General features: G+C 65.8%; 25 protein-coding genes and 1 pseudogene. 15 read left to right on the plus strand and 11 right to left on the minus strand.

All coding sequences use genetic code 11. The features are described from left to right. Positions 1 to 3: 3 nt before the first annotated feature. Positions 4 to 984 carry a UDP-glucose 4-epimerase GalE gene (gene galE, locus OG716_RS19025; protein ID WP_355121098.1) on the plus strand — a complete coding sequence of 327 codons (981 nt, stop codon included), beginning with the start codon at positions 4 to 6 and terminating at the stop codon, positions 982 to 984. A 29-nt stretch (positions 985 to 1,013) separates the two neighbouring features. On the opposite strand, the gene OG716_RS19030 is transcribed toward galE, so the two are convergent. After that, positions 1,014 to 2,366: a DUF4192 domain-containing protein gene (locus OG716_RS19030; RefSeq protein WP_405138867.1), complete on the minus strand. Its 1,353-nt coding sequence runs from the start codon at positions 2,364 to 2,366 to the stop codon at positions 1,014 to 1,016. Between the two features lie 158 nt (positions 2,367 to 2,524). Beyond that, the gene (locus OG716_RS19035; RefSeq protein WP_405138868.1) at positions 2,525 to 2,932 is read right to left on the minus strand and encodes a VOC family protein; all 408 of its coding nucleotides are present in this window, start codon (positions 2,930 to 2,932) and stop codon (positions 2,525 to 2,527) included. A 94-nt stretch (positions 2,933 to 3,026) separates the two neighbouring features. Here OG716_RS19035 and OG716_RS19040 point away from each other — a divergent pair, with 94 nt between their 5' ends. Both OG716_RS19040 and OG716_RS19045 read left to right on the plus strand, forming a co-directional pair. Then, a complete protein-coding gene (locus OG716_RS19040) occupies positions 3,027 to 3,998 on the plus strand; it encodes a helix-turn-helix transcriptional regulator (protein ID WP_405138869.1) in 972 nt (323 codons plus the stop codon). 100 nt (positions 3,999 to 4,098) lie between these two features. Next, a complete protein-coding gene (locus OG716_RS19045) occupies positions 4,099 to 4,617 on the plus strand; it encodes a hypothetical protein (RefSeq protein WP_405138870.1) in 519 nt (172 codons plus the stop codon). Between the two features lie 79 nt (positions 4,618 to 4,696). Here the strand turns inward: OG716_RS19045 and OG716_RS19050 are convergent, their stop codons facing one another. Beyond that, positions 4,697 to 5,272 (minus strand): DUF5642 family protein, encoded by a 576-nt coding sequence (locus OG716_RS19050; protein ID WP_405138871.1) that lies wholly within the window; start codon positions 5,270 to 5,272, stop codon positions 4,697 to 4,699. A 321-nt stretch (positions 5,273 to 5,593) separates the two neighbouring features. On the opposite strand from OG716_RS19050, the gene OG716_RS19055 reads away from it, so the two are divergent. From OG716_RS19055 to speD, 4 genes are all read left to right on the plus strand, one after another. Then, positions 5,594 to 6,547 carry a PAC2 family protein gene (locus OG716_RS19055; RefSeq protein ID WP_327145135.1) on the plus strand — a complete coding sequence of 318 codons (954 nt, stop codon included), beginning with the start codon at positions 5,594 to 5,596 and terminating at the stop codon, positions 6,545 to 6,547. 113 nt (positions 6,548 to 6,660) lie between these two features. After that, positions 6,661 to 9,171: a DEAD/DEAH box helicase gene (locus OG716_RS19060; RefSeq protein ID WP_405138872.1), complete on the plus strand. Its 2,511-nt coding sequence runs from the start codon at positions 6,661 to 6,663 to the stop codon at positions 9,169 to 9,171. Positions 9,172 to 9,329: 158 nt separating this feature from the next. Continuing rightward, on the plus strand, positions 9,330 to 10,493 hold the full coding sequence (locus tag OG716_RS19065) for a type III PLP-dependent enzyme (RefSeq protein WP_405138873.1): 1,164 nt from the start codon (positions 9,330 to 9,332) through the stop codon (positions 10,491 to 10,493). A gap of 8 nt (positions 10,494 to 10,501) precedes the next feature. After that, entirely contained in the window at positions 10,502 to 11,719 is a 1,218-nt protein-coding gene (gene speD / locus OG716_RS19070; RefSeq protein WP_405138874.1) for an adenosylmethionine decarboxylase, read from the plus strand. A 69-nt stretch (positions 11,720 to 11,788) separates the two neighbouring features. On the opposite strand, the gene OG716_RS19075 is transcribed toward speD, so the two are convergent. After that, positions 11,789 to 12,982: a cytochrome P450 gene (locus OG716_RS19075; protein ID WP_405138875.1), complete on the minus strand. Its 1,194-nt coding sequence runs from the start codon at positions 12,980 to 12,982 to the stop codon at positions 11,789 to 11,791. A 224-nt stretch (positions 12,983 to 13,206) separates the two neighbouring features. Here OG716_RS19075 and OG716_RS19080 point away from each other — a divergent pair, with 224 nt between their 5' ends. After that, entirely contained in the window at positions 13,207 to 13,653 is a 447-nt protein-coding gene (locus OG716_RS19080) for a hypothetical protein (protein WP_405138876.1), read from the plus strand. A gap of 129 nt (positions 13,654 to 13,782) precedes the next feature. Beyond that, positions 13,783 to 14,976, plus strand: coding sequence for a Rieske 2Fe-2S domain-containing protein (locus OG716_RS19085; RefSeq protein WP_405138877.1), 1,194 nt, complete (start codon positions 13,783 to 13,785; stop codon positions 14,974 to 14,976). A 90-nt stretch (positions 14,977 to 15,066) separates the two neighbouring features. Here the strand turns inward: OG716_RS19085 and OG716_RS19090 are convergent, their stop codons facing one another. After that, positions 15,067 to 15,561 carry a DUF2231 domain-containing protein gene (locus tag OG716_RS19090; protein WP_405138878.1) on the minus strand — a complete coding sequence of 165 codons (495 nt, stop codon included), beginning with the start codon at positions 15,559 to 15,561 and terminating at the stop codon, positions 15,067 to 15,069. 518 nt (positions 15,562 to 16,079) lie between these two features. On the opposite strand from OG716_RS19090, the pseudogene OG716_RS19095 reads away from it, so the two are divergent. The 5 genes and pseudogenes from OG716_RS19095 to OG716_RS19115 all read left to right on the plus strand — a co-directional run. Then, positions 16,080 to 16,622 (plus strand): annotated as a pseudogene (locus tag OG716_RS19095) (Scr1 family TA system antitoxin-like transcriptional regulator); the annotation flags it as partial. Positions 16,623 to 16,680: 58 nt separating this feature from the next. Then, entirely contained in the window at positions 16,681 to 16,782 is a 102-nt protein-coding gene (locus OG716_RS19100; protein ID WP_405138879.1) for a DUF397 domain-containing protein, read from the plus strand. Positions 16,783 to 16,865: 83 nt separating this feature from the next. Beyond that, entirely contained in the window at positions 16,866 to 17,849 is a 984-nt protein-coding gene (locus OG716_RS19105) for an aldo/keto reductase (protein WP_405138880.1), read from the plus strand. Positions 17,850 to 17,936: 87 nt separating this feature from the next. Next, a complete protein-coding gene (locus OG716_RS19110; protein ID WP_405138881.1) occupies positions 17,937 to 18,875 on the plus strand; it encodes a hypothetical protein in 939 nt (312 codons plus the stop codon). Positions 18,876 to 18,888: 13 nt separating this feature from the next. Beyond that, complete coding sequence (locus OG716_RS19115; protein WP_405138882.1) at positions 18,889 to 19,329, plus strand: RpiB/LacA/LacB family sugar-phosphate isomerase; 441 nt, start codon at positions 18,889 to 18,891, stop codon at positions 19,327 to 19,329. Here OG716_RS19115 and OG716_RS19120 read toward each other — a convergent pair. From OG716_RS19120 to OG716_RS19130, 3 genes are read right to left on the minus strand one after another with little or no spacing between them, the layout of a single operon-like run. Then, complete coding sequence (locus OG716_RS19120) at positions 19,326 to 20,915, minus strand: acyl-CoA synthetase (protein WP_405138883.1); 1,590 nt, start codon at positions 20,913 to 20,915, stop codon at positions 19,326 to 19,328. The genes OG716_RS19115 and OG716_RS19120 overlap by 4 nt on opposite strands. Before the next feature lie 11 nt (positions 20,916 to 20,926). Continuing rightward, the gene (locus OG716_RS19125) at positions 20,927 to 21,826 is read right to left on the minus strand and encodes an alpha/beta fold hydrolase (protein ID WP_405138884.1); all 900 of its coding nucleotides are present in this window, start codon (positions 21,824 to 21,826) and stop codon (positions 20,927 to 20,929) included. Positions 21,827 to 21,837: 11 nt separating this feature from the next. Beyond that, positions 21,838 to 22,740, minus strand: coding sequence for an alpha/beta fold hydrolase (locus OG716_RS19130; RefSeq protein WP_405138885.1), 903 nt, complete (start codon positions 22,738 to 22,740; stop codon positions 21,838 to 21,840). A 112-nt stretch (positions 22,741 to 22,852) separates the two neighbouring features. Between OG716_RS19130 and OG716_RS19135 the strand changes: the two genes are divergently transcribed. Then, the gene (locus OG716_RS19135) at positions 22,853 to 23,446 is read left to right on the plus strand and encodes a TetR/AcrR family transcriptional regulator (RefSeq protein ID WP_405138886.1); all 594 of its coding nucleotides are present in this window, start codon (positions 22,853 to 22,855) and stop codon (positions 23,444 to 23,446) included. Here the strand turns inward: OG716_RS19135 and OG716_RS19140 are convergent. From OG716_RS19140 to OG716_RS19150, 3 genes are all read right to left on the minus strand, one after another. Continuing rightward, the gene (locus OG716_RS19140) at positions 23,443 to 23,895 is read right to left on the minus strand and encodes a gamma-glutamylcyclotransferase family protein (RefSeq protein WP_405138887.1); all 453 of its coding nucleotides are present in this window, start codon (positions 23,893 to 23,895) and stop codon (positions 23,443 to 23,445) included. The genes OG716_RS19135 and OG716_RS19140 overlap by 4 nt on opposite strands. Beyond that, positions 23,892 to 24,668, minus strand: coding sequence for an MBL fold metallo-hydrolase (locus tag OG716_RS19145; protein ID WP_405138888.1), 777 nt, complete (start codon positions 24,666 to 24,668; stop codon positions 23,892 to 23,894). The genes OG716_RS19140 and OG716_RS19145 overlap by 4 nt, the downstream gene beginning before the upstream one ends. A 163-nt stretch (positions 24,669 to 24,831) precedes the next feature. Then, positions 24,832 to 25,740 (minus strand): hydrogen peroxide-inducible genes activator, encoded by a 909-nt coding sequence (locus OG716_RS19150; RefSeq protein ID WP_405138889.1) that lies wholly within the window; start codon positions 25,738 to 25,740, stop codon positions 24,832 to 24,834. Between the last annotated feature and the right edge of the window lie 29 nt (positions 25,741 to 25,769).

Consider the following 25,769-nt stretch of genomic DNA (forward strand, 5'->3'; position numbering starts at 1 on the left):
TCCGTGAAACTTCTCGTAACCGGAGGCGCGGGCTACGTCGGTGGCGTCTGCGCGCAGGTTCTGCTCGAAGACGGCCATGAGGTGGTTGTCGTCGATGATGTTTCGACCGGTAATGCCGACGGGGTTCCCGGGGGTGCGAAGTTCATCGAGGGCGATATCGCCACGGTGGGCGTCGAGCTGATCGGGTCCGAATCCTTCGACGGCGTGCTGCATTTCGCGGCCCAATCGCTGGTCGGCGAGTCGGTGGTGCAGCCGGAGAAGTATTGGCACGGCAATGTGGTGAAGACCCTGGCACTGCTGGAGGCGATGCGCGAGGCGGGCACCCCGCGCCTGGTGTTCTCCTCCACCGCGGCGGTGTACGGCGAACCTGAGCAGGTGCCGATCGTCGAGGACGCGCCCAAGCGCCCGACCAATCCCTATGGTGCGTCGAAGCTCTCGATCGACTACGCCATCACCTCGTACGCCGCGGCGCACGGGCTGGCGGCCACCAGCCTCCGGTATTTCAATGTGGCCGGCGCGTACGCCGGGCTCGGCGAGAACCGCATGGTGGAAACCCATCTCATCCCCCTCGTGCTGCAGACGGCGCTGGGCCATCGGGAATCGATCTCGGTCTTCGGCACCGACTATCCGACGCCGGACGGCAGCGCGGTGCGCGACTACATTCACATTCGCGATCTGGCGCAGGCGCATCTGCTGGCGCTGGCGCAGTCACAGCCGGGCAAGCACCGCATCTTCAATCTCGGTAGCGGTACCGGTTTCTCGGTACGCGAGGTGATCGACTCCTGCCGGCGCGTGACCGGCCTGCCGATCACCTCGGTGGAGGCGCCGCGCCGGGCTGGCGATCCGGCGGTGCTCGTCGCCTCCAGTGCGCTGGCCACGGCCGAACTCGGCTGGCGACCCGAGCACACCGATCTGGACGAGATCGTCGCCGACGCGTGGGAGTTCCTGCGCTCGCTCGGCAATCGCGCGCACAGCGCCCGCTAGCACCGAATCACCGCGCGGCGCCGCGGATCTCACGGGTGCTCGGAACGCAGATCGACACCCAGATCCGCGGCGGCCTCGCGGCCGGCATCGGCGAGCCGGCGCAGCCGCTGCGGCGGCATACCGGTCTGCAATCCGATATCCAGCAGGTTGGCCATGCGGTGCGCGGGATCGGAATTCAGCGCGGCTTCCAGGGCGATACCGGCGAGCGGACCCTCCCCGCGCGCATAGGCGGCGTAGCCCAGCAGCATGGCCGCCTCGGCACGATCCGGATCGGGCAGCGCCCGCGTCAATTGCAGCCACAGGGTTTCGGCGGCGCGGGCATGCGGACCTGGTACGAGACCGAAGAGAATATCGCGCACCGTCGAATCACGCAGTGCGACAGCCATTTCTGCCAGTTCCCGCGTATTCGGCAGCGTTCCCGCCTCGATGGCAGACAGCCACCTCAGCACGTTCCGGACGGCCGCGCGGCCGTAGGACTCCGGTTCGTCGCGCCGCACGGCCTCGGCGAGCCGATGCGCGGCGGCCTCGGCGGCGGCGTCCAGCAGCGGCCGGAATCGTTCCCGGACAGCCGCGTCCACCTCGACCACATCGGTCAGCTCCGCCCGGGAGCCGCGCAGCGGCCGACCCGCCAGCACCTGCCGGAGGGTGACCAGCGAAGTCGCCGGATCCGGTTGCCGACCGCGCCGCGCCGGACCCAGCAGACTCCACCACGGCAGCTCCGGGCCGATCGCGCGCACGGCCCACGCCCCGGCCAGCGGCACCGCCGCGGCGTCCAGGCGATGTTCCAGCGCACACACCAGATCTCGATGCCGGCGCGACCGCACCCCTCGGTGCCGTTCGACCGGCGCGGTGGCGCGATCGTCGACGATCAGGGCCAGCACCGCGGCGGTGGTATCGCGCACGCAGACCCCCGCGACCCGTTCGACGAGCTGTCCGGTGGCCGCGCGGCCGGGACTGTCCAGATCCATCCGGGCCACCACATCGATTGTGGCCGTGCCGGGCTCGTCCACCGCCTCCCGCAGCACGGTCACCACCAGTGACCGGGCGGGCATGAATCCGAGCATGGCGGGCACCGCCGCGATGAAGTCGCCCGGATTCCGCAGATGCGGCTCCGGTTCGGATCCGTCTGCGGGATCGATGAATTCGGGATCGCCATGGTCACGCTCGCTATGACCGGGATGGCTGTGCTCGGGACCGATACGGTCAGAATCGGTGTACTCAGGATCGGTGTGCTCCGGACCGATGAGGCCGGGATCGCCGTGCTCGGGATCGGTGTGGCCGGGAGGCGTTGGTTCGGCGGGAGTGGTCATGGAGTCGAGCGTGCGCGGCGGCGCCGTCACCACCGCGACATCCACCAGCGGTTTTGCCCGGCCTGTGGACAACCGGTCGCGCCGTGCGTAATTCGGCGTGGCGCGGAGCCCGGCAGCGGATATCTGTCGGACCCCGTTGTTACCGTGCGGGCAGATCGGAAGAAATGAAACATATTCATTTCATTTCACCCGATCGCCCCTCACCCCGCTGCTACAGTCCCGCTCGGAAGTTACTCCGGACGCGCGGCGGCCAGGATCTCGAGGTAGTGCGGATTGGTCATGATGCCCAGTACATTGCCGAACGGATCCACCACCGCGGCGGTGACAAATCCGGTGCCCTCGCCGCGCGCGGTGATCGGCTCGTACTCCTTCGCCCCCATTTCCAGCAGCCGTTCGAAGGTGGCCGCGACATCATCGACATGCCAGTTCACGATCTGACCGCCCGGCCGGTCCGGCGTCGTGGCCGCGTACTTGCGATTGATGAGGCCCAGTTCGGCCTGGTAGTCGCCGATGCGGAACTCGTAGTACCCGCCGGGAACGGTGAAATACGGTGCGACGCCGAGGAATTCGCTGTACCAGTCCTTGGCTGCCTCCAGGTCGTCGGCGAAGTAGTTGACGGTGGCCATTCCACGCAGCATGTCGATCTCCTCATTGGGTTCCGCTGGTCGATACATCCATCATCGGCCGCAAAGTGCTCACTGAATGAGCACTTTTATTGGGAGAATTTCTCTCATGCGAGCCGATCGATTGGTAGCCACGCTGCTGTTCATGCAGACCCGCGGCCGGGTGACCGCCGCCGAGGTCGCCACCGAACTGGAGGTCTCGGTGGCCACCGCCCGCCGCGATCTGGAAGCCCTGTCCACGGCCGGGATTCCGGTGTACCCGCAGCCGGGGCGCGGCGGCGGGTGGGCACTGGTGGGCGGAGCGCGTACGGACCTGAGCGGTTTGACCGCCACCGAGGCGCAGTCCCTGTTCCTGCTCCTGGGCCCGATGGTCACCGCCACCCCTGCCACCCGATCCGCACTGCGGAAACTCTTGCGCGCCCTGCCACCACCGTTCCGCCTCGAGGCGGAGGCGGCCGCCGGCGCGGTGATCGTGGATCCGGCGCGCTGGGGCGAACGCGACGAACAGGCCCCACCACCGGTCGATCGACTGCAGGCCGCGGTGGTCCGCCGGCGCCGGGTGCGATTCGACTACGGGCGTGCGGGCATTCGCACCCAGCGCACGGTCGACCCGTGGGGTCTGGTCGACAAGGACGGCATCTGGTACCTCGTGGCCGGAACCGACCGGGGGCAGCGGACTTTTCGCGTGGACCGCATGACGGACGTCGAGGTGACCGCCGAATCCGCGCAGCGCCCTGCGGATTTCGATCTCTCCGCCGCCTGGTCGGAGGTGGTCGAGCAGGTGGAGCAGCACCGGTCGACGCTGTCCGCCACCGTGCTGGTACCCACCACGCTGCTTTCGGTGCTGCGCCACCAGCAGGGGCGGCACTGCGTGGTGGACGGTCCCCTACCCGACGGCCGCGTGAGCGTACGCATCACCGCGCCCACGCCGCTCATGATCGCCCAGCAATTGGCCGGTTGGGGAACGGCTTTGGAAGTGACCGAGCCGGAGTCGGTACGCGCCGAACTGGCCCGGCTGGGCACCGAACTCTCGGAGCGCTACCGGCTGCCGCGAGACGCCCGTTCCACGGTCATGCCATAACCGAATTATGTTGCAGCACTTTTCATTTCACGAAATATCAGGCTCACTCGCTGTTACAGTCCGCCCGGCGCCTGTCGGAGGCGCCGGAAGGAAGTACGCAATGACGAGAACACTTCGCACCGCGAGCGTTGCCGCCGTGCTCACCGCACTCGCGGGGCCCACCCTGCTGGCCGGACCCGCCGCCGCCGATATCACCGATGTCAGCGTGGTCGGTGTCACCCCCGGATCGCAGTGCACCGTGACGGACGGCTGCACCATCATCGCCGGGGTGTCCGGCAACAACCGCTACGACCAGGTGCAATTCCTGATCAATGGCGCAGTCGTCGGATCCGCCACGCCGGTAGCGAATTCCGGCGTGGTCACCGCGACCTTCGCCTGGCACCCGACCAGCCCGGGCCCGGTCATGGTCGGAGCGACGCAGGGCACCTCCTCGTCGGCGGTCAGCTATCTCGTCGGCGGTGGCGGTTCGGCCTGCTCATGGCTGCCCAGCGGTTCGGCCGGCAGCGGTTCGGCGAGTGGTTCCGGCGGCAGCGGTTCTTCCAGCCTGTCGGGCGGAACCGGTTCGGCGGGTAGCGGATCCGCGGGCAGCGGTTCGGCCGGCAGCGGCTCCGCCTGCTGATTCGGTACGCGGGAGCCGGAACAGGCAGGGGGTCGGCTCCTCCCCGGGGGGGACATCCGCGCTTGTCCCCGACCGGGATTCAGCCCTTGCGCACCTTGCTCACCGCCATGGTGAACAGGGCATCGAGGGCCTCGGTATCGGCCTTGCCGTCGGTGAACGACATAGAGGTCACATTGATCCGCACATTCCCGATCTGACCGAGCAGCGTCTGCATATGCCGGGTGATACCCGCACTGCCGGACTCGGATTGGACGGTGCGCCGCAGCGCGAGGGTGTCGTCGGCGTTCAACGGCGGCGGCGGGTCCAGTTCGGTGGTGATGGTCGCGGTGGTTCCGGAGTGGCCGACGCGCACGGTCCCGCAGCGCTGCAATTGATCTCGCAGCGTGGACAGCGGCTGATCGGTGCGCACCAATTCGACGGTGAGGGTCGCGCGGGTGGAATCGTCGGTGCCGACGGAGACAGCGGGTCCCGCGGTCGGGGCGCTCGGCGCACAGGTGGCCGGATCGATCTGAGCCCCGGGCAGAATGCCGTCCAGATCGCCTGCGGCTTGGCCGGCGGCATCGATCGGCAGCGTCACCGCCGTGTAGCGGGCGGGAAATTGGGACGCTTCCGGCAGTAGCCGAGCCAGTCCACTATCGGTTTGCACTGTTGTCACCGAATTTCTGTTACCGACCGGATGGCCCGATACCGTGGTCCCGCAGGCCGCCAGCGCCACACCCACAATCGCGACCCCGAGGGCACGGAGAGGCCTTCGGCACAGCGGGTGGGCAGGCCTGCGGCAGGGCGCGATCACGTGTCCACTATGCCGAATTTCTGCTGATCACAGCGAATGCCACGCCGCGCGGCGAGCCTGCCGGGAATGCGTGTCCCGGTGTCACGCGTTGCACTCCCGGTGCGGGCAGTGCACGACCGCTCGGCGCATGAGGGACAATGGTTTCTAGGTCGCGCATGTGGGCCACGCAGGAAGGAGCACGCGATGGACTACGAGTCGCGAATGTACGAGCTGGAGTTCCCCGCTCCGCAGCTGTCGTCCGCCGACGGTGCTGGTCCGGTACTGGTGCACGGGCTGGAGGGTTTCACCGACGCCGGTCACGCCGTGAAGTTGGCCACCACGCATCTGCGGGAAAGCCTCGAGAGCGAACTGGTCGCCTCGTTCGATATGGACGAGTTGCTGGACTATCGCTCGCGCCGGCCGTTGATGATGTTCAAGACCGATCACTTCTCCGAATACACCGAGCCCGAGCTGAATCTGTGGGCGCTCAAGGACACGGCGGGTACCCCGTTCCTGCTGCTGTCCGGGCTGGAACCGGATCTGCGCTGGGAGAAGTTCGTCACCGCGGTGCGCCTGCTGTCCGAGCAGCTGGGCGTGCGCCGCACCATCGGCCTTAGCGCCATCCCCATGGCCATTCCGCACACCCGTCCGCTCGGGGTCACCGCGCACGCCAGCAATAGCGATCTGATCGGTGATCACCAGCGCTGGCCGGGCGAGCTGCAGGTTCCGGGCAGTGCGTCCTCGCTGCTGGAGTACCGGATGGCTCAGCACGGACACGAGTCGGTCGGCTTCTCGGTGCATGTGCCGCACTACCTGACCCAGACCGCCTACCCCGAGGCCGCGCAGACGCTGCTGGAGAATGTGGCCGAGAACGCGGGCCTGGAACTTCCGCTGGCGGCGCTGAGCGAATCGGCCGCGCGGGTGCGCGAGCAGGTCAACGAGCACATTTCCGGAAATTCCGAGGTGGAGAATGTCGTGCAGGCGCTCGAGCGGCAATACGACAGCTTCGTGACCGCGCAGGAACGGCAGTCCAGCCTGCTTGCCAGCGATGCCGATCTGCCCACCGGCGATGAGCTGGGCGCGGAGTTCGAACGCTTCCTGGCCGAGCAGTCCGGGTTCACCGAGGGCGAGAGCACCGACGGCGGCGAGCCGCGCTGAGCCGTTGTCGAGCCGCGCTCGGCAATGGCCGGCGAACCGCGCTGAGCAATTGCCGGCCGACGCCGGGTAGTGGCGGCCGAAGTCGGGCAGACCGCCCAGTAACGTAGTGCCCCGTGCAGTTATCCGAACTCGTCCCCGACCAAGCCGTACCCGATGTGGACCCGGACTGGCTGTACGAAACCTTCTCCGAGTGGTCCGGGTCGCAGGGTCTGACCCTGTATCCGGCGCAGGAGGAAGCGCTGCTCGAGCTGTTCACCGGCGCGAATGTCATTCTGGCCACGCCGACCGGCTCCGGTAAGTCGCTCGTCGCGATCGGCGCGCACTACGCCGCGCTCAATCGCGGGCAGCGCAGTTACTACACCGCGCCGATCAAGGCACTTGTCAGCGAGAAGTTCTTCGCGCTGTGCGAGGTCTTCGGCGCGGACAAGGTCGGCATGGTCACCGGCGATGCGGCGGTCAATCCGGATGCGCCGATCATCTGCGCCACGGCCGAGATCCTGGCCAATCTGGCCCTGCGCGAGGGCTCTAGCGCCAATGTCGGCCAGGTCATCATGGACGAGTTCCACTATTACGCCGATCCGGATCGCGGCTGGGCGTGGCAGGTGCCGCTCATCGAACTGCCGGGCGTCCAATTCCTGCTCATGTCCGCCACTCTCGGCGAGATGGAATTCTTCGGCGAGGATCTGCAGCGCCGCACCGGACGCGATACCGCCATTGTCTCCGGCGCGGAACGACCGGTGCCGCTGAGCTTTTCGTATGTGAAGACCCCCATCACCGAGACCCTCGAGGATCTGGTGACCACCAGCCTCGCCCCGGTCTACGTGGTGCACTTCACCCAGGCCTCGGCCATGGAGCGGGCACAGGCGCTGATGAGCGTGAACTTCGCGTCCAAGGCGGAGAAGGACGCGATTGCCCAGGCGCTGGGCGAATTCCGCTTCGCCACCGGATTCGGCAAGACCCTCTCGAAGTTCATCCGGCACGGGATCGGCGTCCACCATGCGGGCATGCTGCCCAAATATCGGCGGCTGGTGGAGAAGCTGGCGCAGGACGGACTGCTGAAGGTGGTGTGCGGCACCGACACTCTCGGCGTCGGCATCAATGTGCCCATTCGTACCGTGCTGTTCACCGGGCTCACCAAGTACGACGGTGTGCGCACCCGCCGCCTGAATGCCCGTGAGTTCCATCAGATTTCGGGCCGCGCGGGTCGCGCCGGATTCGACAGTATGGGCACCGTCTGGGTGCAGGCGCCCGAGCACGAGGTGGAGAACGCCCGCCGCATCGCCCGCGCGGGCGATGATCCGAAGAAGCTCAAGAAGGTCCAGAAGACCAAGCCGCCCGAGGGTTTCGTGTCCTGGTCGGAGGAGACCTTCGACCGGCTCATCGCGGCCGCGCCGGAGCCTATGGTCTCCCGCTTCAATGTGACCAATGCCATGCTGCTGAATGTCATTGCGCGCAAGGGCAATTGCTTCTACGCCATGCGGCATCTGCTGGAGGACAACCACGAACCGCGGGCGGCGCAGCGCAAGCACATCCTGAAGGCCATCAAGCTCTATCGCGCACTGCGCGATGCCGGGGTCGTGCAGCAGCTCGACGAGCCCGACGAGTTCGGCAGGCATGCCCGGCTCATGGTGGATCTGCAGCGCGATTTCGCGCTCGATCAGCCGCTGTCGCCGTTCGCGCTGGCCGCGTTCGAACTGCTCGACAAGGAGTCGCCCACCTACACCGTGGATGTGATCTCGCTCATCGAATCGACCCTGGAAGACCCGCGGCAGCTGCTCATGGCACAGCAGCACAAGGCGCGTGGTGTGGCGGTCGCGGAGATGAAGGCCGACGGGATCGAATACGAGGAGCGTATGGAGCTCCTCGAGGAGGTCACCTGGCCCAAGCCGCTCGGCGAGGAGCTCATCTACCCGGCCTACGAGACCTACAAGGCCGGTCATCCGTGGATTTCGGAGTTCGAGCCCTCCCCCAAGTCGGTGGTGCGGGAGATGGTCGAACGTCAGCTCACCTTCGCCGAACTGGTCTCGCAGTACGAGCTGGCGCGCTCGGAGGGCGTGGTGCTGCGCTACCTCGCCGACGCCTACCGCGCGCTGCGGCGGACCGTGCCGGAGCAGGCGCGCACCGAGGAGCTCGACGACATCACCGAATGGCTGGGCGAGCTCATCCGGCAGGTCGATTCGAGCCTGTTGAACGAATGGGAGCAACTCACCAATCCGGGCGCGGAGACCGATACCGAACAGGTCGCCTTCGGCGCGGAGACCGTCCGGCCCATCTCGGCCAATGAGCGCGCCTTCCGGGTGCTCATCCGCAATGCCCTGTTCCGCCGGGTCGATCTGGCCGCGCTGCAACGCTGGAACGCGCTGGAGGAGTTCGGCGACGAGCTGGATTGGGAGACCGAACTCGAGCCGTACTTCGACGAGTACGAGGAAATTCGCACCGGCCCGAACGCGCGCGGCCCGAAGCTGTTCCAGGTGGAGCAGCGGGGCGAGTTCTGGCATGTGCGCCAGGTGCTCGACGATCCGGCCGGCGACCACGGCTGGTCCATCGACGCGGTCGTTGATCTGGCCGAATCCGATGCCGCGGGTGAAGTGGTGTTCGACGAAGTGACGGTCGTAGCGGGCTGACGACGTTCGCACTGCCGCGGACGCACGCTCACGCCGCAGCGGTCACACTCTCGTAAGGTCGCGGGCCCGTTCACAGCGGGTCCGCCGCGTTAAGGTGACGTAATCGAACCTTCGCCAGTTCGTTTTCCAGGGCCAACCGCTGCTATTCTCGCTGGCTGTTGCCCGAGGCCGTTTCGGCGGCCCGAACAGTGGGGAGTTCCCTTAGATTGACCGTTTCAAACTCGGCCGAGTCGCCCCGTCTCGTCATCGACCTGAACCTGGTGCGTGCCAACTACCGCGCCCTGCATGCCGCGCTACCCGCAGCGCGAATTCGCTTCGCCGTCAAGGCAAGTCCCCTACCGGAGATCATCCGGCTACTCAATGACGAAGGCGCCGAGTTCGACGTCGCCAGCGTCGGCGAAATCGACCTGTGCCTCGCGCAGGGGGTTGATCCGGCGGTCATGTGCTACGGCAACCCGATCAAGAAGGCCTCCCACATCGCCGCCGCGTACGCGGCCGGGGTGCGGCGCTTCGCCTCCGACTCCGAGGGCGATCTGGAACGCATTGCCGAGCAGGCGCCGGGCTCGGAGGTCGAGGTCCGATTCCTGGCTTCGGCGCCGCAGTCGCAGACGCCGTTCGGCGCCAAGTTCGGTTGCGCCCCCGGCGAAGCCGCGCAGCTACTGGTGCGCGCGCACGATCTGGGCCTGAAGGTCGGCGGACCGTACTTCCACGTGGGCTCACAGCAGCTCGATCCCATCGCCTGGCAGATCGGTATCGAACAGGCCGGCGAGATCGCGGAAGTGCTGGCGGTCAAGGATATTGCCGTATCGACGGTGAATATCGGTGGGGGACTACCGATTTCGTATGCCGACGCGGCCCCCGGCGTGGACGAGCTGGGCGCGGTCATCGCCGCGGCCGCCACCCGCCATCTCCCGGAACACACCGCACTCATCGTGGAACCCGGTCGCGCCCTTGTGGGTAACACCGGTGTGATTCACGCCGAGGTGGTGAATGTTCGCCAGGCGCCGGACGGACGGCGCTGGATATACCTCGATATCGGCCGCTACAACGGCATGGCCGAAACCGAGAACGAGTACATCGCCTACCGCTTCCAGACCGACCGCGACAGCGATCCGATGGACGAGGCGGTGGTCGCCGGTCCAACCTGTGACGGCGACGATGTACTGTATCAGCGCACGCGGGTCCTTCTACCGACCACGTTGCGAGCCGGTGATCCTGTTCGGATCCTCAAGACCGGTGCCTATACGGCGAGTTATTCGTCGGTGTCCTTCAACGGTTTTCCGCCTTTGACTGTTCATGTCACTGGCGCTGAGCGAGAGTGAGTTTAGCCATGACGGCAGAATTCACCGGCTGGCATGTGCTGGCCGAGTTCGGTGGTGTCGACGCGGCCCTCTGCGACGACCTCGAACGACTCGAAGCCGCACTTCGAAAATCGTTGGTCGCCGCGGGGGTGACCATCTGTGATGTCGTGCGCAAGCAGTTCGAGCCGCAGGGTGTCACCATCCTGGCTCTACTGGCCGAGTCACACGCCTCGATCCACACCTATCCCGAATCGGGCGACATCTTCGTCGACGTCTTCACCTGCGGGAGCATCGGCGCCGGCGCCACCAAGGCCGTCGAGCTGCTGCAGCAGGAGCTGGCGCCGAAGTCGGTGAATATGGAGGTCATCCAGCGCGGCCACAGCGCCCGCCGGATCCATGAGCCGGTCGGCGACGGTCTGACCCGGGTGTGGAACATGTCCGAGGTCGTGGTGGACACCAATACCCCGTACCAGCACATGATCATCGCGCGCACCGAGCAGGGCCTGTCCCTGTTCTCCGACGACGATCGCCAGTCCACCGAGTTCTCGCAGCTCACCTACCACGAGGCGATGCTGGTCCCGGGGTACGCGCTGGCCGAGAAGCTGGACAAGGTGCTCATCATCGGTTCCGGTGAGGGTGTCGCCTCGCAGATGTCGGTGGCCGCGGGCGCGTCGCTCGTCGATCACGTGGACATCGATCAGCTGGAGGTGGAGCTGTGCGCCGAGCACCTCCCCTACGGCTACTCGCAGGCCGATCTGGCCGAGGCGGTCGCGCAGACCGGCCCGATCAAGATGCACTACGCCGACGGCTGGGACTTCCTGGCCAAGGCCGAGGCCGCGGGCGTGCGCTACGACATGATCATCATCGATCTGCCGGACGAGCGCGTCGAGGATGCCCAGCACAACCGCCTGTACGAGGATGACTTCCTCAATCGATGTAAGGCACTGCTGTCCGACGGCGGCGTGATGGCGGCGCAGGCCGGCTGTCAGACCATGTGGCGCAACGAGACTCTCAAGCGCTCGTGGTCCCGCTTCCACAACCTGTTCGAAACCGTCGTCCCGTACGTCAGCGACGAGCACGAGTGGACCTTCATCTTCGGCGTCGTCAAGAAGATCGAAGACCCGGTGGCCAAGATGACCGCGACCCTCTCGGCCCTCCCCTACAAGGCGGAGACCATCGACGAGCAGGCGCTGATCCGCGGCGCCATCGAGCCGCACGCCCTGCGCGTCGGCGCAACGGTCGGCTAGCCAACCTCTCCACCCGCGGTGTGCCCGCACAGATCCCCGATCTGTGCGGGCACAGTCGTGTGATGGGCTTTACGGTGCTGCGGTGTCCGGTGCGCCTATCTGATCGAAGGTCAGGTGGAGTTCTTCGGGCGCGCCGACGCTGATACCCACTGCCGCGCGGACGTCCGAGTCCGGTACGAGGCGGAAGTTCGTCAGCCGGGCCAGCAGACGGTTGATGCCGATCTCCAATTGCAGGCGGGCGAAGTGCCGGCCCACGCAGCGGTGGATGCCGATGCCGAAGGCCAAGTGCGGGTTGCGATTTCGGTCGAAGTCGAGGCTGTCGGGATGCTCGAACCTCGCGGTGTCGCGATTGCCCGAACGCCAGTGCACCGCGACACGATCGCCCTTCGCGAGCGGCACTCCCAGCAGATCGTTGTCCGCCATGACCACCCGGCCCATCACGCTCACCGTCGAGGTGTACCGCAGCAGTTCATCCAAATCGCCCTTGGCCCAGCCGGGTTCGCGCAGACGCGCCTCCAGGCCCGGCTCCTCGGTCAGGAATTTCGCGATGTAGGACAGCGCTCCGCGCGTGGTGTCCAGACCACCCAGAAGTAGCACGGTGACCACACCCAGCCGCTCCTCCTGAGTCAGCGGCCGCCCGCCCTCCACCGTGGCATCGACGACCGACTGCAAAAAGTCGTCGCGCGGTTCACGCTCGCGTTCGGCCATCAGCTCGGCGGCGAGCATGGCGACGGCGGCGAAACTCTCGGGCGTGTTCTGCACCGAGACCGCGGTGACCGCATCGACCGCGCGCTGCAAGCGTTCCTCGTTGTCGTCGTCGAGCACCACCTTCGCCAGCGCACCCGCACTGAAGGGAACGGCGAAGCGGCTGACGAACTCGACCTGCCCGTCCGCCACGAACCCGTCGATCAGCGCGTCGGCATGCATTTCCAGAACCGGCTCGTAGCGCGCCAGGGCGGCCCGCGTGAACGGGCCGTTCAAGAACGCCCGAAAGTCACTGTGCAGCGGCGGATCGGCGTCGATCGGCGGGAGCGCGACCGGCACGGTGGCGAGTCCGGGCATGGTCGAACTGAACACCTCGGGATGCGACGCCACCGTGACCAGATCCTCGTACCGCGTGACGATATGCATCCCGCCACCGAAGCCGGTGTGGACGACCGGGCACTGCGCGCGGGCCCATGTCAATTCCTCGTCCAGCCGGGCACAGTGCTGCTCGTCGAACCAATCGAGCTGATCGAAGAATGGTTGATGGCTGTCGGTCACGGCATGCTCCTTCGCCCGAAATTGCGCCGCTACCAGTGGAACACAGGCAACGGTCCGGCGGCGAGAACCGCTCGACCCACCCCCCGAATTGGGTGGATAGATACGCTGAAAGGTGGAACGACTCCAGCTGCGCACCGCTGCGATGTCGTTGGAGTCCGTCCGAGGCCGTATGGCTGCTCGGTGGTACGGCCGCGAGTTTCATTACGCGGGAAGGACATCGGCTGATGAGGGTGCGGCGATGGATGGCGGGGGTCTTGGCATCGGCGGGAATCGGTGCGCTGGTATGCGGAATCGGTGCTACACCGGCCCAGGCGGATCCACTGCCACAGTGGGCGCCCTTCGGGACCACCCTCTTCACCTTCGGTGATGCGAACTTCTGCGCCGGGATGATCAATGTCGTGCTGGAGGCCACGCCGCACATGCCCGGCCATGTGCTGGCGCAGGTCACGCCGCTGGGGTATCTGAACGGCCCGTGCGGCAACCACGTGTCACTGGGCTGGCTGGGTTCAGCGGGCGGCCGCTCCCAGGACGTATACATGCACTCCGACGGCCCCCACGCGGGCGCCACTGTCACCGTTGACCTTTGGGTCGGCATGGGCCTGGCCAAACTCTTCGCGAACACCGCACCCATTCAGAGCCAGTGGGCGGAGTGGTATCTCTGGGTGCCCTGATCCTGACGTGCTGCCTCGGCGCATCAATCCGCTTGCCCCACAGGCTCTTATCCCAGCCTGCGGTCACTCGACTGGCATCAGTTCGTTCTCCTTTGTAACTTGTTCTAGTACTTCCAGAGGAGGATCACAATGTCGACAACCCCACCGGGGCCCCGTGGGAAGGTTCGCGAGATCGACGTGGGCGCGGCGCCCACTCGCTACGCCCGGGGCTGGCATTGCCTGGGTCTCGCCAGCACCTTCCGTGATGGCAAGCCGCACGCGGTCAACGCTTTCGGCACCAAGCTGGTCGTTTTCACCGACAGTAGGGGCGATCTGAAGATCCTCGACGGTTACTGCCGCCACCTGGGCGGGGACCTGTCCATGGGCGAGGTCAAGGGCGATTCCATCGCCTGCCCGTTCCACGATTGGCGCTGGGGCGGCGACGGCAAGTGCACGGGCATTCCGTATGCCCGGCGCGTGCCCCCGCTGGCTCGCACCCGCTCGTGGAGCACCCTCGAGCGCAACGGACAGCTGTTCGTGTGGCACGACCACGAGGGCAGCAAGCCCACCGACGAGGTGACGATTCCCTACATCGACGGCGCCTACAAGGACGCCGAGGGCAACCCGCTCGAGGAACTGTCCGGCGAGTGGACCGAGTGGACCTGGAACTCGATGCTGATCGAGGGCGCCAACTGCCGCGAGATCATCGACAACGTCGTGGATATGGCGCACTTCTTCTACATCCACTACACGTTCCCGACCTTCTTCAAGAACGTCTTCGAGGGCCACGTCGCCACTCAGTACCTGGAGTCGGTGGGCCGGAAAGACATCGGGATGGCCGCCGATATCGACGGCGACACGATGGTCAATTCGGAGGCCTCGTACTTCGGCCCGTCGTACATGGTCAATCCGCTGGTGAACATCTACGGCGGATTCGAGGTCAAGAGCGTATTGATCAACTGCCACTACCCGGTCACGCAGGATTCGTTCGTCCTGCAGTGGGGTGTTTCGCTGGAGAAGCCGAAGGGCCTGCCGGACAACGCATCACAGGATATGGCGGTCCAACTGGCCGACGGCATCAGCGAGGGTTTCCTGCAGGACGTCGAGATCTGGAAGCACAAGTCCAAGATCGACAACCCACTGCTCACCGAGGAAGACGGCCCGGTCTACCAGCTGCGCCGCTGGTACGACCAGTTCTACGTGGACGTCGCCGATATCGACCCCAAGTCGACGCAGCGCTTCGAATTCGAGGTCGACACCTCCAAGGCGAACGAGGCCTGGACCGTCGAGGTCGAGGAGAACCTGCGCAGGGCGCGAGAGGAATCCGCCGCACTGCAGGACTGAGGTGAGTAACACCGACCAGGAACCGGTGGCGGCCCTTCCCGACCATTGCCGCCCTCAGTTCCTGGTCGTGATCATTTCAATCTGCGCTGGTCACTTCGTCGTGGTGAGGTGGGTGCTCGGCGGCTGTGCCGACACACCGTGCCAGGTCGATTGGGCGCCGGACTCTCCGATGCGGTACACCTGCACCGTCGCCGCCACGCTCGCGGCGAGGGTGAGGACCGCCACGCCGCCCACAAGCAATCGAGACAGCGCGCGACCGCGGGCCTCGCGTACGTGAACGAACGCCACGAGAGCCGCCACCATAAGCAACCCGAGTGCGAAATAGATGAACGTATCGCCGAGGTCAGTGTGCGTGCGCAGATCGGGAGTTCGCCCGACGCGCTTCTCCAGCCACTCCCCCGCATCGGTAGTGACCGGGGTCAGGATCACCACGATCACGGCCAGCGCGAGGCTCAGCCAGACCAGACGGCGGCGCGCCGTCGGCCAGAACGCCGACATGGTCAGCAGCACCGCCGTCAACGGGGCCAGCACCACGATGAAGTGCACGAGCAGGATGTGGGCCGGGAGACTGTTGAAGGTCGACATCGGGAACTTTCTCGCGGGCGGACGTACGTGCCACAAGCTGTCACACATTCGCTGAGAGGACGCTGAGCCTCACCTGGCAGCGGGACCGACCAGGTGCTGCTCTCGTCTCCAAGCTGGAACTTGGTGGCTGCCAAGGTCTTTCGGGAATTGACCGGCGAAAACTGAGATGCTGTGCAGGCCAATCACTTCTACCTCTGATCAGCCCTGTGCCGCCCGCTGGAGCGCCATTCGAACGACGAACAACCAGGCATCCCCCGCCTTCCAGCAGAAGTAGCTCCGCACGTCTCGCCTGACTTTCACGATAGAACCCCCAGCAGGACCAGACGATAACCGAACCGCACAGTACTAATATCGACAGCAGTGCCCATGCATCCCAAGACATCTCGATCACCTCGGATTCGAGTTGCGGATTCGGTGACGTGCCCGGCGAGCGCGTTCGGGCGCAACACCAGAGCACACCCGCAGCGCGCCGAACTGGGAGACCCTGCCGGGAACCCAGAGAAATTGCATGAAACTGCGTGCAAGGCTCCCTTTTTGGGCTCACACTTTTCCCAGGATGGTCACCACGACGACTTCAGGGTGGGAGCACGTCCGATACCGTCGACAGCACTTTCCCGCGCCGGCAATTAGGCCGGTACCTGCGCGAAGGACGGGAGACGATGGGGCTCACGATTGTCGCGGCCGCAGACCTCCTGCAGTGGGGCAAGAGCACACTGGAGCCCGGACAATCCGATCGGGTGCGAATCGTCGATGTGCGCGAACTGTGCACGATTTACGGGTTCGACGAGGCGATGACCACAGCGATGGTAGGACTTGCCCCGCAAGCCGCGGTCAAGTCCTGGTGGCACGAGTTCGGCGATCTGATTCCCGAAAACTTCAGCATCTATCTGGGCCTCGAAGCCGGCGCGCGAGGACTGACGACGTATCAACCCGACCTGGTGCCGGGGCTGCTGCAAACGCCGGAATACGCACGCGCTTTGACACGTGACACCGTTCCTGAAGCGAACGACGCCGAGATCGCAGCTCGCGTGCGCATCCGGATTCGCAGGCAGGCGTTGATCACTCGCTCAGCGCGCCCCACCGTCGTGCAGGTCGTCCTCAGCGAGGGCGTAGGTCGGCGTGCGCGACAGCAAGCACCCCTCCGGCCCGGCGCTGGTGTTCGCGCCGGTCGACTGGGATGTATTCGAGGCTGCCGCACGGTCCGGGGCGTTCGATAGTTGACTTGGAGTGCGCTCCAGGTCGTAGGTTCGAGTGGTGAGCGTCGCTCACCTGACATCGAGTGCGACCCTAGGAGGAATCCCAGCATGATCGCTACCAGGAAACTCGGCGAGCTGACCGTTGGCGCGGAAGGTCTCGGCTGCATGGGCATGAGTTCCGCGTACGGGGTGTACACCGATGATGCCGAATCGATTGCCACCATTCATCGGGCGCTGGATCTGGGCGTCACACTGATCGATACCGCGAATGTGTATGGGCCGGAGACCAATGAGCGGCTGGTCGGGCGGGCCATTGCCGATCGGCGCGATCGGGTGGTGCTGGCCACCAAGTTCGGGATCGTGTGGGGCGAGGGCGGGTCGATGGGAGCGCGTGGTGATGCCGCCTTCGTGAAGCAGAGCTGCGATGAGTCCCTGGCCCGGCTCGGCGTCGACCATATCGACCTGTACTACCAGCACCGGGTGGATCCGAATACGCCGATCGAGGAGACCTGGGGCGCACTCTCGGACCTGGTGACCGCGGGCAAGGTCCGATACCTCGGCATCTCGGAGGCCTCCGCGGAAACGATTCGCGCCGCACACGCCGTGCACCCGATCACCGCACTGCAGAGCGAATGGTCACTCTGGACCCGCGACCTCGAAGCCGAAATCGTGCCCACCTGCCGCGAATTGGGCATCGGCATCGTCCCCTTCTCCCCCCTCGGCCGCGGCTTCCTCACCGGCGCAATAACTTCCACCGCCGACCTCCCCGCCGACGATATGCGCCGCAATCTCCCCCGCTTCGCCGAAGGCAACCTCGACAGCAACCTCGCCATCGTCACCGCCCTCCGCAAACTGGCCGACGAAAAGGGCGTAACCGCAGGCCAATTGGCCCTCGCCTGGGTCCTGAGCCGCGGCGACGACGTAGTCCCGATCCCCGGCACCAAACGCCGCACCTACCTCGAGCAGAACGCAGCCGCCACCGACATCACCCTCACCCCCGAGGATCTGGCCGCCATAGAAGCCGCCGCCCCCGCCGAATCCATCGCCGGCGCCCGCTACCCGGAACACCTGGCCCGAGCGGCCGGGAAATAGACCCCTGGTCACCACCGAATTCTGAAAATTCGGAGCGAATCACCAAATCCAGCAACACATATCGCTCGGGCTACATACCGTCACTCCATGCCATCTGCACTGCATGAGGTGTTGCTGGAGCTCTTCACGAATCAACCCGGCCTCGCGGCCAGCCTGCTGTCCGCGCTCGGCTGGGACCTACCCGAGTACGAGGAGGCGAATACCGCCTGCACCGACCTCACCGATAAAGCACCGACCGAATACCGCGCCGACACGGTGATCGTGCTCTCGAATTCGAAGGAACCGGTGCTGGCGGTGGTCGTCGAGGTCCAGTTGCGCCCGGACACGGACAAACGCTGGACTTGGCCGGTGTATGTGGCCACGCTCCGAGCGCGGCTACGCTGCCCAACGGTGCTCTTGGTGCTGACCCCGGACAGTCGAACAACGATGTGGGCATCCAAGCCTATCGATCTGGGATTTGGAGTCGCCACCGTGCGGCCCGTCGTCCTGGGACCGGAACAGATCCCGGTGGTCACAGACCCTGAAAGTGCGGTCCGCCTGCCCGAACTTTCCGTGCTGTCCGCCATCGCTCACCAGGAACACAGCGACCGCGCCAAGGTGTTCGGTGCGACGCTCGCCGCACTCGACAAGCTCGCCGCCGAACCCGGAAGTCGCGGGACCGAGCGGGCTACCGTGTACTACGACCTCGTGACGTCGACCCTGAACCGTGCGGCCCGATCATGCTTGGAGGCGATGATGACTACCGCGGCCCGTCGTGAGTATCTGAGCGATACGTTCCGCAATCTCGTGAAAGAGGGCCTACAGCAAGGCCGCGAGCAAGGCTTGGAAGAAGGGCTGGAAGAAGGGCTGGAACGGGGCCGGCTCGATGGAGAGGTCCGCATTCTGGAAGCCATTCTTGATGCGCGGGGGTTCGTAGTTTCCGCTGAGGTTCGCGGTCGAATCGAGGGTTGTACGGATGTCGATCAACTCGAGGTGTGGGCTCGGCGGGCAGTGACCTCGGCCGAAATAGCGGAAATCTTCGAGTAGGCACAATCGCTGTATGCGGATTTCGGTTGCGGCGGACGAGGACACCGGTGTCGCGGGGGCGGTCGTGGAGGAGTTGCGGCGGCGCGGGCACGAGGTGACGGTGCATGGGGCACTGGATCCGGATGAGCGGGATGATTGGGCTTGGGCCAGCGCCGCGGCGGCGCGTGATGTCGCGAACGGGCGGGCTGAGCAGGCCGTGGTGTGCTGCTGGACCGGCACGGGGGCCTCGATCGCGGCGAACAAGGTGGCGGGGGTTCGGGCGGCTTTGTGTGTGGACGGGTATACGGCCGGTGGCGCTCGGCGGTGGAACGATGCGAATGTGCTGGCGCTGAGTTTGCGGTTGACCTCGCGGGCGCTGCTCACGGAGATTCTGGACGCGTGGTTCGCCGGGGTTGCGAGTGCGGACCCCGGCGATATCGCGAACGTCGAGTATGTGGACCGGATCGCCGACTAGTTCGGCTGATCGGCGAGAGTCGCATATTCCGAACGCAATTCGCGTTTGAGGATCTTGCCGCTGGGGTTCTTCGGCAGCGCCTCGGTGAAGGTCACGAACTTGGGGACCTTGAAGGGGGCGAGATGCTGTTTGCAGTGGGCGATGATGGCCGCCGGGCTGGGGGCGGTTCCGGCACGGGTGACCACCACGGCGGTGACCGCCTCGATCCAGTGCGGACGCGGAATGCCGACCACGGCGGCTTCCGAAACATCGGGGTGCTGGTAGAGCACTTCTTCGACCTCACGACTGGCGACATTCTCACCGCCGGTCTTGATCATGTCCTTCTTGCGATCGACGACGCTGAGGTACCCGTCGGCGTCCAGCACACCCAGGTCCCCACTGTGAAACCAGCCGTCGCGGAAGGCTTCCGCCGTCTTCTCCGGATCGTTCCAGTACCCGAGCATGGCATGCGGCGACCGGTGCACGATCTCGCCGATGACCCCCGGAGCCACCGGCACACCGTCGTCATCGACCACGCGGGTCTCCACATTCAGCGCCGCCCGCCCGGCGGATCCGGGCTTGGTCAGCTGATCCTCCGGTGCGAGAACCGTTGCCAGCGGGGCGAGTTCGGTCTGCCCGTAGAAATTGACCAGCCCGACCACGGGCAGCCTTTCAGCCAGCTCGTGCAGCACCTCGACCGGCATGATGCTCGCCCCGTAGTACCCCTTGCGCAGCGAGGACAGGTCATAGTTGTCGAAGTCCGGATGCCGCAGCAGCGACAGCCACACGGTGGGCGGGCAGAACAGCTTGGTGGCCCGCTCGGTTTCGACAGTCCGCAGAATGGTGGCCGCGTCGGGCCCCTGCAACAGAATGCTGGTCGCACCCAAATAGATGTCGGGCGTGAGGAAGCAGTGCAGCTGAGCGCAGTGATAGAGCGGCAGCGCATGCACCTCGATATCCTCGGCGGTCATCCGCCCGTCCACGATCGCGCTCACATACTGTGCGATCAGCCCGCGATGGGACATGATCGCGCCTTTGGGCCGCGATTCGGTGCCGGAGGTATACATCAGCTGCACCGGATCGTCATCACCGATGAGCACCGCGGGTTCGGAAGCTTCGGCATGTTCTTCCCACGCCGCGACATCCTCCCACCCCGCGGCCACCGGCTGCCCACTCAGTCCGATCCAGCCGAACAATCGAATACCGTTGTCCCCCAACTGCTTCACCGCCGCCTCGGCCTCTCCGGCAAGCGCATCCTCGGCGATCAGCCCGACAGCTCCGGAATGCCCCAGAATGTAGGCGACCTCCTCAGCGGTGAGCATGAAGTTGATCGGCACCGAAACCGCCCCGAGCCGCGCCAGCGCAAAGTACAACAGCACGAACTCACGGCAATTATGCGAGAACACCGCAACCCGATCCCCCTGCACCACACCACGATCAGCCAAACTGTGCGCCACCCGATTGACGGCCTCGTCGAGCCCGCCGAAACTTTCCCGCCGCCCCCGCCACACCAGCGCCGTCTTCCCCGGAACCCGAGCAGCACTGCGCCGCAACAGATCCCCTATCGCCTGACTACGCGCCGCCGCAACCACACCAGCTGTCTCCATGCCAACACGTTCTACCCCAAAACTGTGTCCGGCGTCACGCAGTCCCGGTCAGCAGGATCCCCACAGAACCCCAGCACCCCGGCCACAAAACTGTCCGGATCCTCGATAGGCGGGAAGTGCCCCACATCCACCATCGACTCCACCCGCAAATCCGTTGCCCACCGGTCGAATCCGGTCATCTGCCCGGCAGACAGCAGCGGATCACGATCCCCCGACAGCACCAGCACCGGAACAGTGAGCCGCGACCAGCGGTACTTGCCGACCAGCAGCAGCGGCAGTTCGCGCCGCACTATGTTCCGGTAGTAGGACACGGTGGCTCGCACCCGAGCCGGATCCCGGAACTGCGCCAGAAAGATCCGGGCATCCTCGGAGGTCAACGCCGCCGAGCGATACGTCCAATGCCGCAATGCCCACCTCGGCACCACCGACCCGGACATACGGCGACCGATCAACGGCGCCGCATTGAGCGGAATATGCCATACCCGAACCCCATTGAGCAGCACCCGCGGCGTGGGCCGCAGAAACGGGCTCGCCGTATTGACCGCGATGTAGTGCGACACCCGATCCGGACTGCGCAGCGCGAGCTGATAGCCGACCAGACCACCCCAATCGTGGCCGACCAGGCGAAACCTGTGCACCCCCATGCGGTCGAGCAATCCGGCGATATCGTCGGCCATCACCTCGGGCCGATAACCCTCCGGTGGAGCGCCGGTCCAGCCGAGCCCCCGCAGATCCGGGCAGATCACCCGATAGTGCTCGGCGAGTGGCCCGATGACCCGACGCCACTCCCACCAGTGCTGCGGCCAGCCGTGCAACAGCACCAGCGGCTCCCCGCTCCCGGCGACCGCGACGTGCATACGCAGTCCGCGGACATCGATGAAGTGGTGTTCGACCCCGGGCAACTCGGGCATGCGCTCGATATTCATCGGACGTCGGCCGAACGCGACACAGCCGCGAATTCCGCGATGGCGGTCGCCAGCCGAACCGGTTGATCCTCCGGCGAGAATCCCCGCGCCTCGGGTATCACCTCGAGCCGAGCATGGGGAAAATCGGTCGCCAGCCGCAGCGCATGGGCCATCGGGAAGATGGGGTCACGACCCGACCAGGCGATCAGCACGGGACGGTCGAACTCGGCGAAATATGCTGCCGCACTCAGGGTATGGCGTCGATGCTGTCCGAACAGCGCACGACGCAGATCATCCCGAATATCCCGGGCGATCCCGGCCGGCAGTACATACGACTCAGCCGCCTGCGGTTCGATCGGCCGAATCGACAACGCGCCGAAGGCAATCGGCGAGTTGCGCACCCAAGGCAACCGCAGCGCGGACATGAGCAGGCCCAACCCGCCCGGAATACGCGCGATGAGCCGAATAGCGCGCACCAGCAGTGGCGGCATGTTCTTGTAGGCGTCGCACGAGGTCAGCACCAGCCGTTCCACCAGGTCCGGCCGACTCGTCGCGACCAATTGACACAGAGCGCCACCACTGTCATTGCCTACCAGCACAACCGGACCGAGTTCGAGCGCTTCGATCGCGGTGCATACCAACTCCGCCATCCCCGGCGGCGTGAGATCCGCCCCCGGCATGGACAGCGCGTGTGACCCGAACGGCATATCCAATGTCACGCAATGGAATTCACCGGCCAGCCGCGGCACCACCCGCCGCCACAGATTGGCATTGACCAGTAGCCCGTGCACGAACACGATCGGACGACCGGTTCCGGACTCGAACACGGCCATTCGGCCCTGAGGTAGTGAAATCTCGCGGCGCGCACCCAGATCGGCAGCCCGCCAGGATGCGCGTGCGGTAGTAGTCGAGTCGATCATCTGGAACCCCCTGGATTCAGCGACAATAGCTACAGCACCGACAATAACAAACAGTCTGCCTGTTTGTAAGTGTTGATGAGTCATGCCCAGGACACCCGAACGGAAAGCACCGATGAGCAGGCAAGCCGCCCGATCCGAGACGACCCGCACCAGCCTGATCAATGCGGCGCGCGAACTGTTCGCCGCGCGCGGCTACGCGGCCGTCGGCACCCCCGAGATCGTGGAGCACGCCGGCAGCTCCCGCGGCGCGCTCTATCACCACTTCAAGGACAAGCAGGAGCTCTTCCGCGCGGTATACGAGCAGATCCAGCAGCAACTCATGCAGCAGATCGCCGACGAACTGGCGCGGACCGAGACCACCGATCCGCTCACCGCCTTCGAGGCCGCACTGCGCATGTTCCTGCAGTCCTGCATGGAACCCGAACGCACCCGCATCTGCCTGATCGACGGGCCGGCGGTCCTCGGCTGGCAGGAGTGGCGCGCCCTCGACGAGAAGTACGCACTGGGCATGGTCGCGGCGACTCTGCAACTGGGCGTGGATTCCGGAGCCCTGCGCAATGACGTGCCGCTGCGACCCCTCGCCCACATGATCATCGCCGCCCTGGGCGAGGCCGGTCTGCTCATAGCGAGCTCCGATGATCCGGCCGCCGCCCGAATCGAATCCGAGGCGGCGGTACTCGCTATCCTGGACGGGCTGCGAACCTAGCTGCCCTGCAAGAGGTCTCGGCGCCATGTTGCGGATCGGGCGATGTAATCGGCGAGGTGATCGGCGGCGAAACGTTGCGCCGACCACTCCCCCGGTGTCACCGCATCGGTCCAGGCGTAGGTCCACGCGTAGGTGTGCCGATTCCCCGTGTGTACGGGGATGGGGCGTAGTTCGTATTCGTCGTCCTCGAAGGTATCCAGTATCTGCCACTCGTCGGCGGTGAGCCCGTTGAGCAGAAAACCTTGCGTCACACTGCCGTTGGCGGAGGTGAGTCCCGGATACACCCGGTCGGGCAGGACTGCCGCACGCTGCCCGAGCACTCGGGCGGGCTCCAATTCCGGTGCGCGGCCGAGCAATTCGATCAGCACCTCGGGGAATTGCAAGGTGCCGTAAACGAATAGCGGGGCGGGGCCGGAGGGGAGGGGGCGGGCCCGGCGCCAGGGACTCACCGGGCGGTCATCCCATGGAAGAGCGCCGCGTCGTGGGAATTGACGACGCTGATCTGATGGCCGTGCAGGCGCCTGAGTTCGCGCAGACGACGCTGATTCTCCCGATACGCATCGCGGACTATTGCTCCCTGTTCGTACATACGCAGCCACAAGGGAGTATTCGGACTCTCGGGGTCGATGGAGCTTTCCAGCATGAAGGAATCTCCGGCGTGCAGCAGCCAGCCGTTGCCGCTGTCGATCGCGACACCGGCATGACCGCGGGTGTGACCGGCCAGCGGCACCACGAGGATCTCCGGGGGCAGGCCGGGTAGGTCACGCACCGCGGTGAAACCGAACCACTCCTGCGCGCCCTCGACCTCGTTCACCATCCACTTGGGTCCGTGCGCCCACTGCGCCGCGCGATACCGCAGGCGTTCGGAGAGTGTGGGTGTCGCTGTGGCGGCCCGGAATTCGGGACCGTGCACATGCACCGTCGCCTCCGGGAAGTCGGACAGGCCCCCGGAGTGATCGAGATCGAGATGGGTGAGAATGACGTGCCGCACATCACGGGGGTCGTAGCCCAGCGCCTGAATCTGCCAGATCGCCGTCTCCTTCTCGGTGAGCTTGGGCCCCATCACGAATCGGCTCGCGCCCAGCATCTTTCCCGGCTCCCGCACGCAACCGAGCCCGTATCCGGTGTCGACCAGCACGAGTTCGGTCCGGGTCTCGACGAGCAGGCAGTGGTCGACCAGGCCGAAGGCCATGGTGCCGCAGTTCAGATGGTGAATTCTCATTTGCCCCAAGTATCCAGTCGCCTACGAATGCAGTTGGCCTACGTGCTGAGTTGCCGATGTACAGAGTTGCCAGATCTATTGGTGAATGCGCATGGAGCCGAGCGTCCCAGACGTGCACGAACCGGTCAATTGGGGGTGCTCCAGACCTCACCCGACACTGCGGTCAGCGCGGCCGAATACTTCGGATGATCTCCGCGAGACGCTCGTAATCCTCACCGCGCGCGGTCGAGGTGCGATAGACCAGTCCGAGCGTGCGCCCCGGCGCGGGTGCGGCGAAACGCGCGATATCCAGAGTGCCACGCGAGGTTTCGGACTCCACCGCCATCTCCGGAATCAAGGTGACACCCAGATCGCCTGCCACACACTGCACCACCGTCGCCAGCGAGGCCGCACGGGTATCGCCGACCGCGCCGGGATGGGCATCGTGCGAGCGGCACAGATCCAGCGTCTGATCACGCAGGCAGTGCCCCTCGTCGAGCAGCAGCAGCGGTAGCGCGTCCAGATCGGCGGGCTTCAGATCAGTGCGGCGAGCCAACGGGTGCCCGCGCGGCACCACCAGGACGAATTCCTCCGTATAGAGCGGAATCTCGACCAGTCCGGTGGCATCGGCCGGCAGCGCCAGCACCGCGACATCGAGGACGCCGGAGCGCAGCCCGTCCACCAGTCGCGCCGTCTGATCCTCGATCACATGCGGCACCAGTGTGGGGAGCTGCGTGCGCAGCTCGGGCAGCAGCCGCGGCAGTACATAGGGGGCGACGGTCGGAATGATGCCCAATCGCATGGTTCCACCGAGCCCGGATCCGGCCGCGGAAGCGACGAAACGGTCAGCGGCTTCCAGCGTCGCCATGGCTTGCGGCAGTAGCCGTTTGCCCGCGGGCGTGACCAGCACCCGGCGCGTGCTGCGCTCGATCAATTGCAGACCCAGTCCGTTTTCCAGTGATGCCAGGGCCTGCGATAACGTGGGTTGGCTCACGCTCAGCCGGGCCGCCGCGGTGCCGAAGTGGCGATATTCCGCGATCGCCACGAACGCACGCAGCTGCGACAGGGTCGGCTGATAAGTTTGATCAGTCACGCCTATCAGTCTAGTGCGACCCATCACCT

Origin of the sequence: Nocardia sp. NBC_01388, assembly GCF_045040085.1 — a bacterium.
Classification (GTDB): Bacteria; Actinomycetota; Actinomycetes; order Mycobacteriales; family Mycobacteriaceae; genus Nocardia.

Coding starts and splice junctions, on each gene's coding strand:
- OG716_RS19035 (WP_405138868.1), bottom strand. CDS start 2,932: ATGCTGCGTGGAATGGCCACCGTCAACTACTTCGCCGACGACCTGGAG.
- OG716_RS19040 (WP_405138869.1), top strand. CDS start 3,027: ATGCGAGCCGATCGATTGGTAGCCACGCTGCTGTTCATGCAGACCCGC.
- OG716_RS19045 (WP_405138870.1), top strand. CDS start 4,099: ATGACGAGAACACTTCGCACCGCGAGCGTTGCCGCCGTGCTCACCGCA.
- OG716_RS19055 (WP_327145135.1), top strand. CDS start 5,594: ATGGACTACGAGTCGCGAATGTACGAGCTGGAGTTCCCCGCTCCGCAG.
- speD (WP_405138874.1), top strand. CDS start 10,502: ATGACGGCAGAATTCACCGGCTGGCATGTGCTGGCCGAGTTCGGTGGT.
- OG716_RS19080 (WP_405138876.1), top strand. CDS start 13,207: ATGAGGGTGCGGCGATGGATGGCGGGGGTCTTGGCATCGGCGGGAATC.
- OG716_RS19085 (WP_405138877.1), top strand. CDS start 13,783: ATGTCGACAACCCCACCGGGGCCCCGTGGGAAGGTTCGCGAGATCGAC.
- OG716_RS19090 (WP_405138878.1), bottom strand. CDS start 15,561: ATGTCGACCTTCAACAGTCTCCCGGCCCACATCCTGCTCGTGCACTTC.
- OG716_RS19105 (WP_405138880.1), top strand. CDS start 16,866: ATGATCGCTACCAGGAAACTCGGCGAGCTGACCGTTGGCGCGGAAGGT.
- OG716_RS19110 (WP_405138881.1), top strand. CDS start 17,937: ATGCCATCTGCACTGCATGAGGTGTTGCTGGAGCTCTTCACGAATCAA.
- OG716_RS19115 (WP_405138882.1), top strand. CDS start 18,889: ATGCGGATTTCGGTTGCGGCGGACGAGGACACCGGTGTCGCGGGGGCG.
- OG716_RS19120 (WP_405138883.1), bottom strand. CDS start 20,915: ATGGAGACAGCTGGTGTGGTTGCGGCGGCGCGTAGTCAGGCGATAGGG.
- OG716_RS19125 (WP_405138884.1), bottom strand. CDS start 21,826: ATGCCCGAGTTGCCCGGGGTCGAACACCACTTCATCGATGTCCGCGGA.
- OG716_RS19130 (WP_405138885.1), bottom strand. CDS start 22,740: ATGATCGACTCGACTACTACCGCACGCGCATCCTGGCGGGCTGCCGAT.
- OG716_RS19135 (WP_405138886.1), top strand. CDS start 22,853: ATGAGCAGGCAAGCCGCCCGATCCGAGACGACCCGCACCAGCCTGATC.
- OG716_RS19145 (WP_405138888.1), bottom strand. CDS start 24,668: ATGAGAATTCACCATCTGAACTGCGGCACCATGGCCTTCGGCCTGGTC.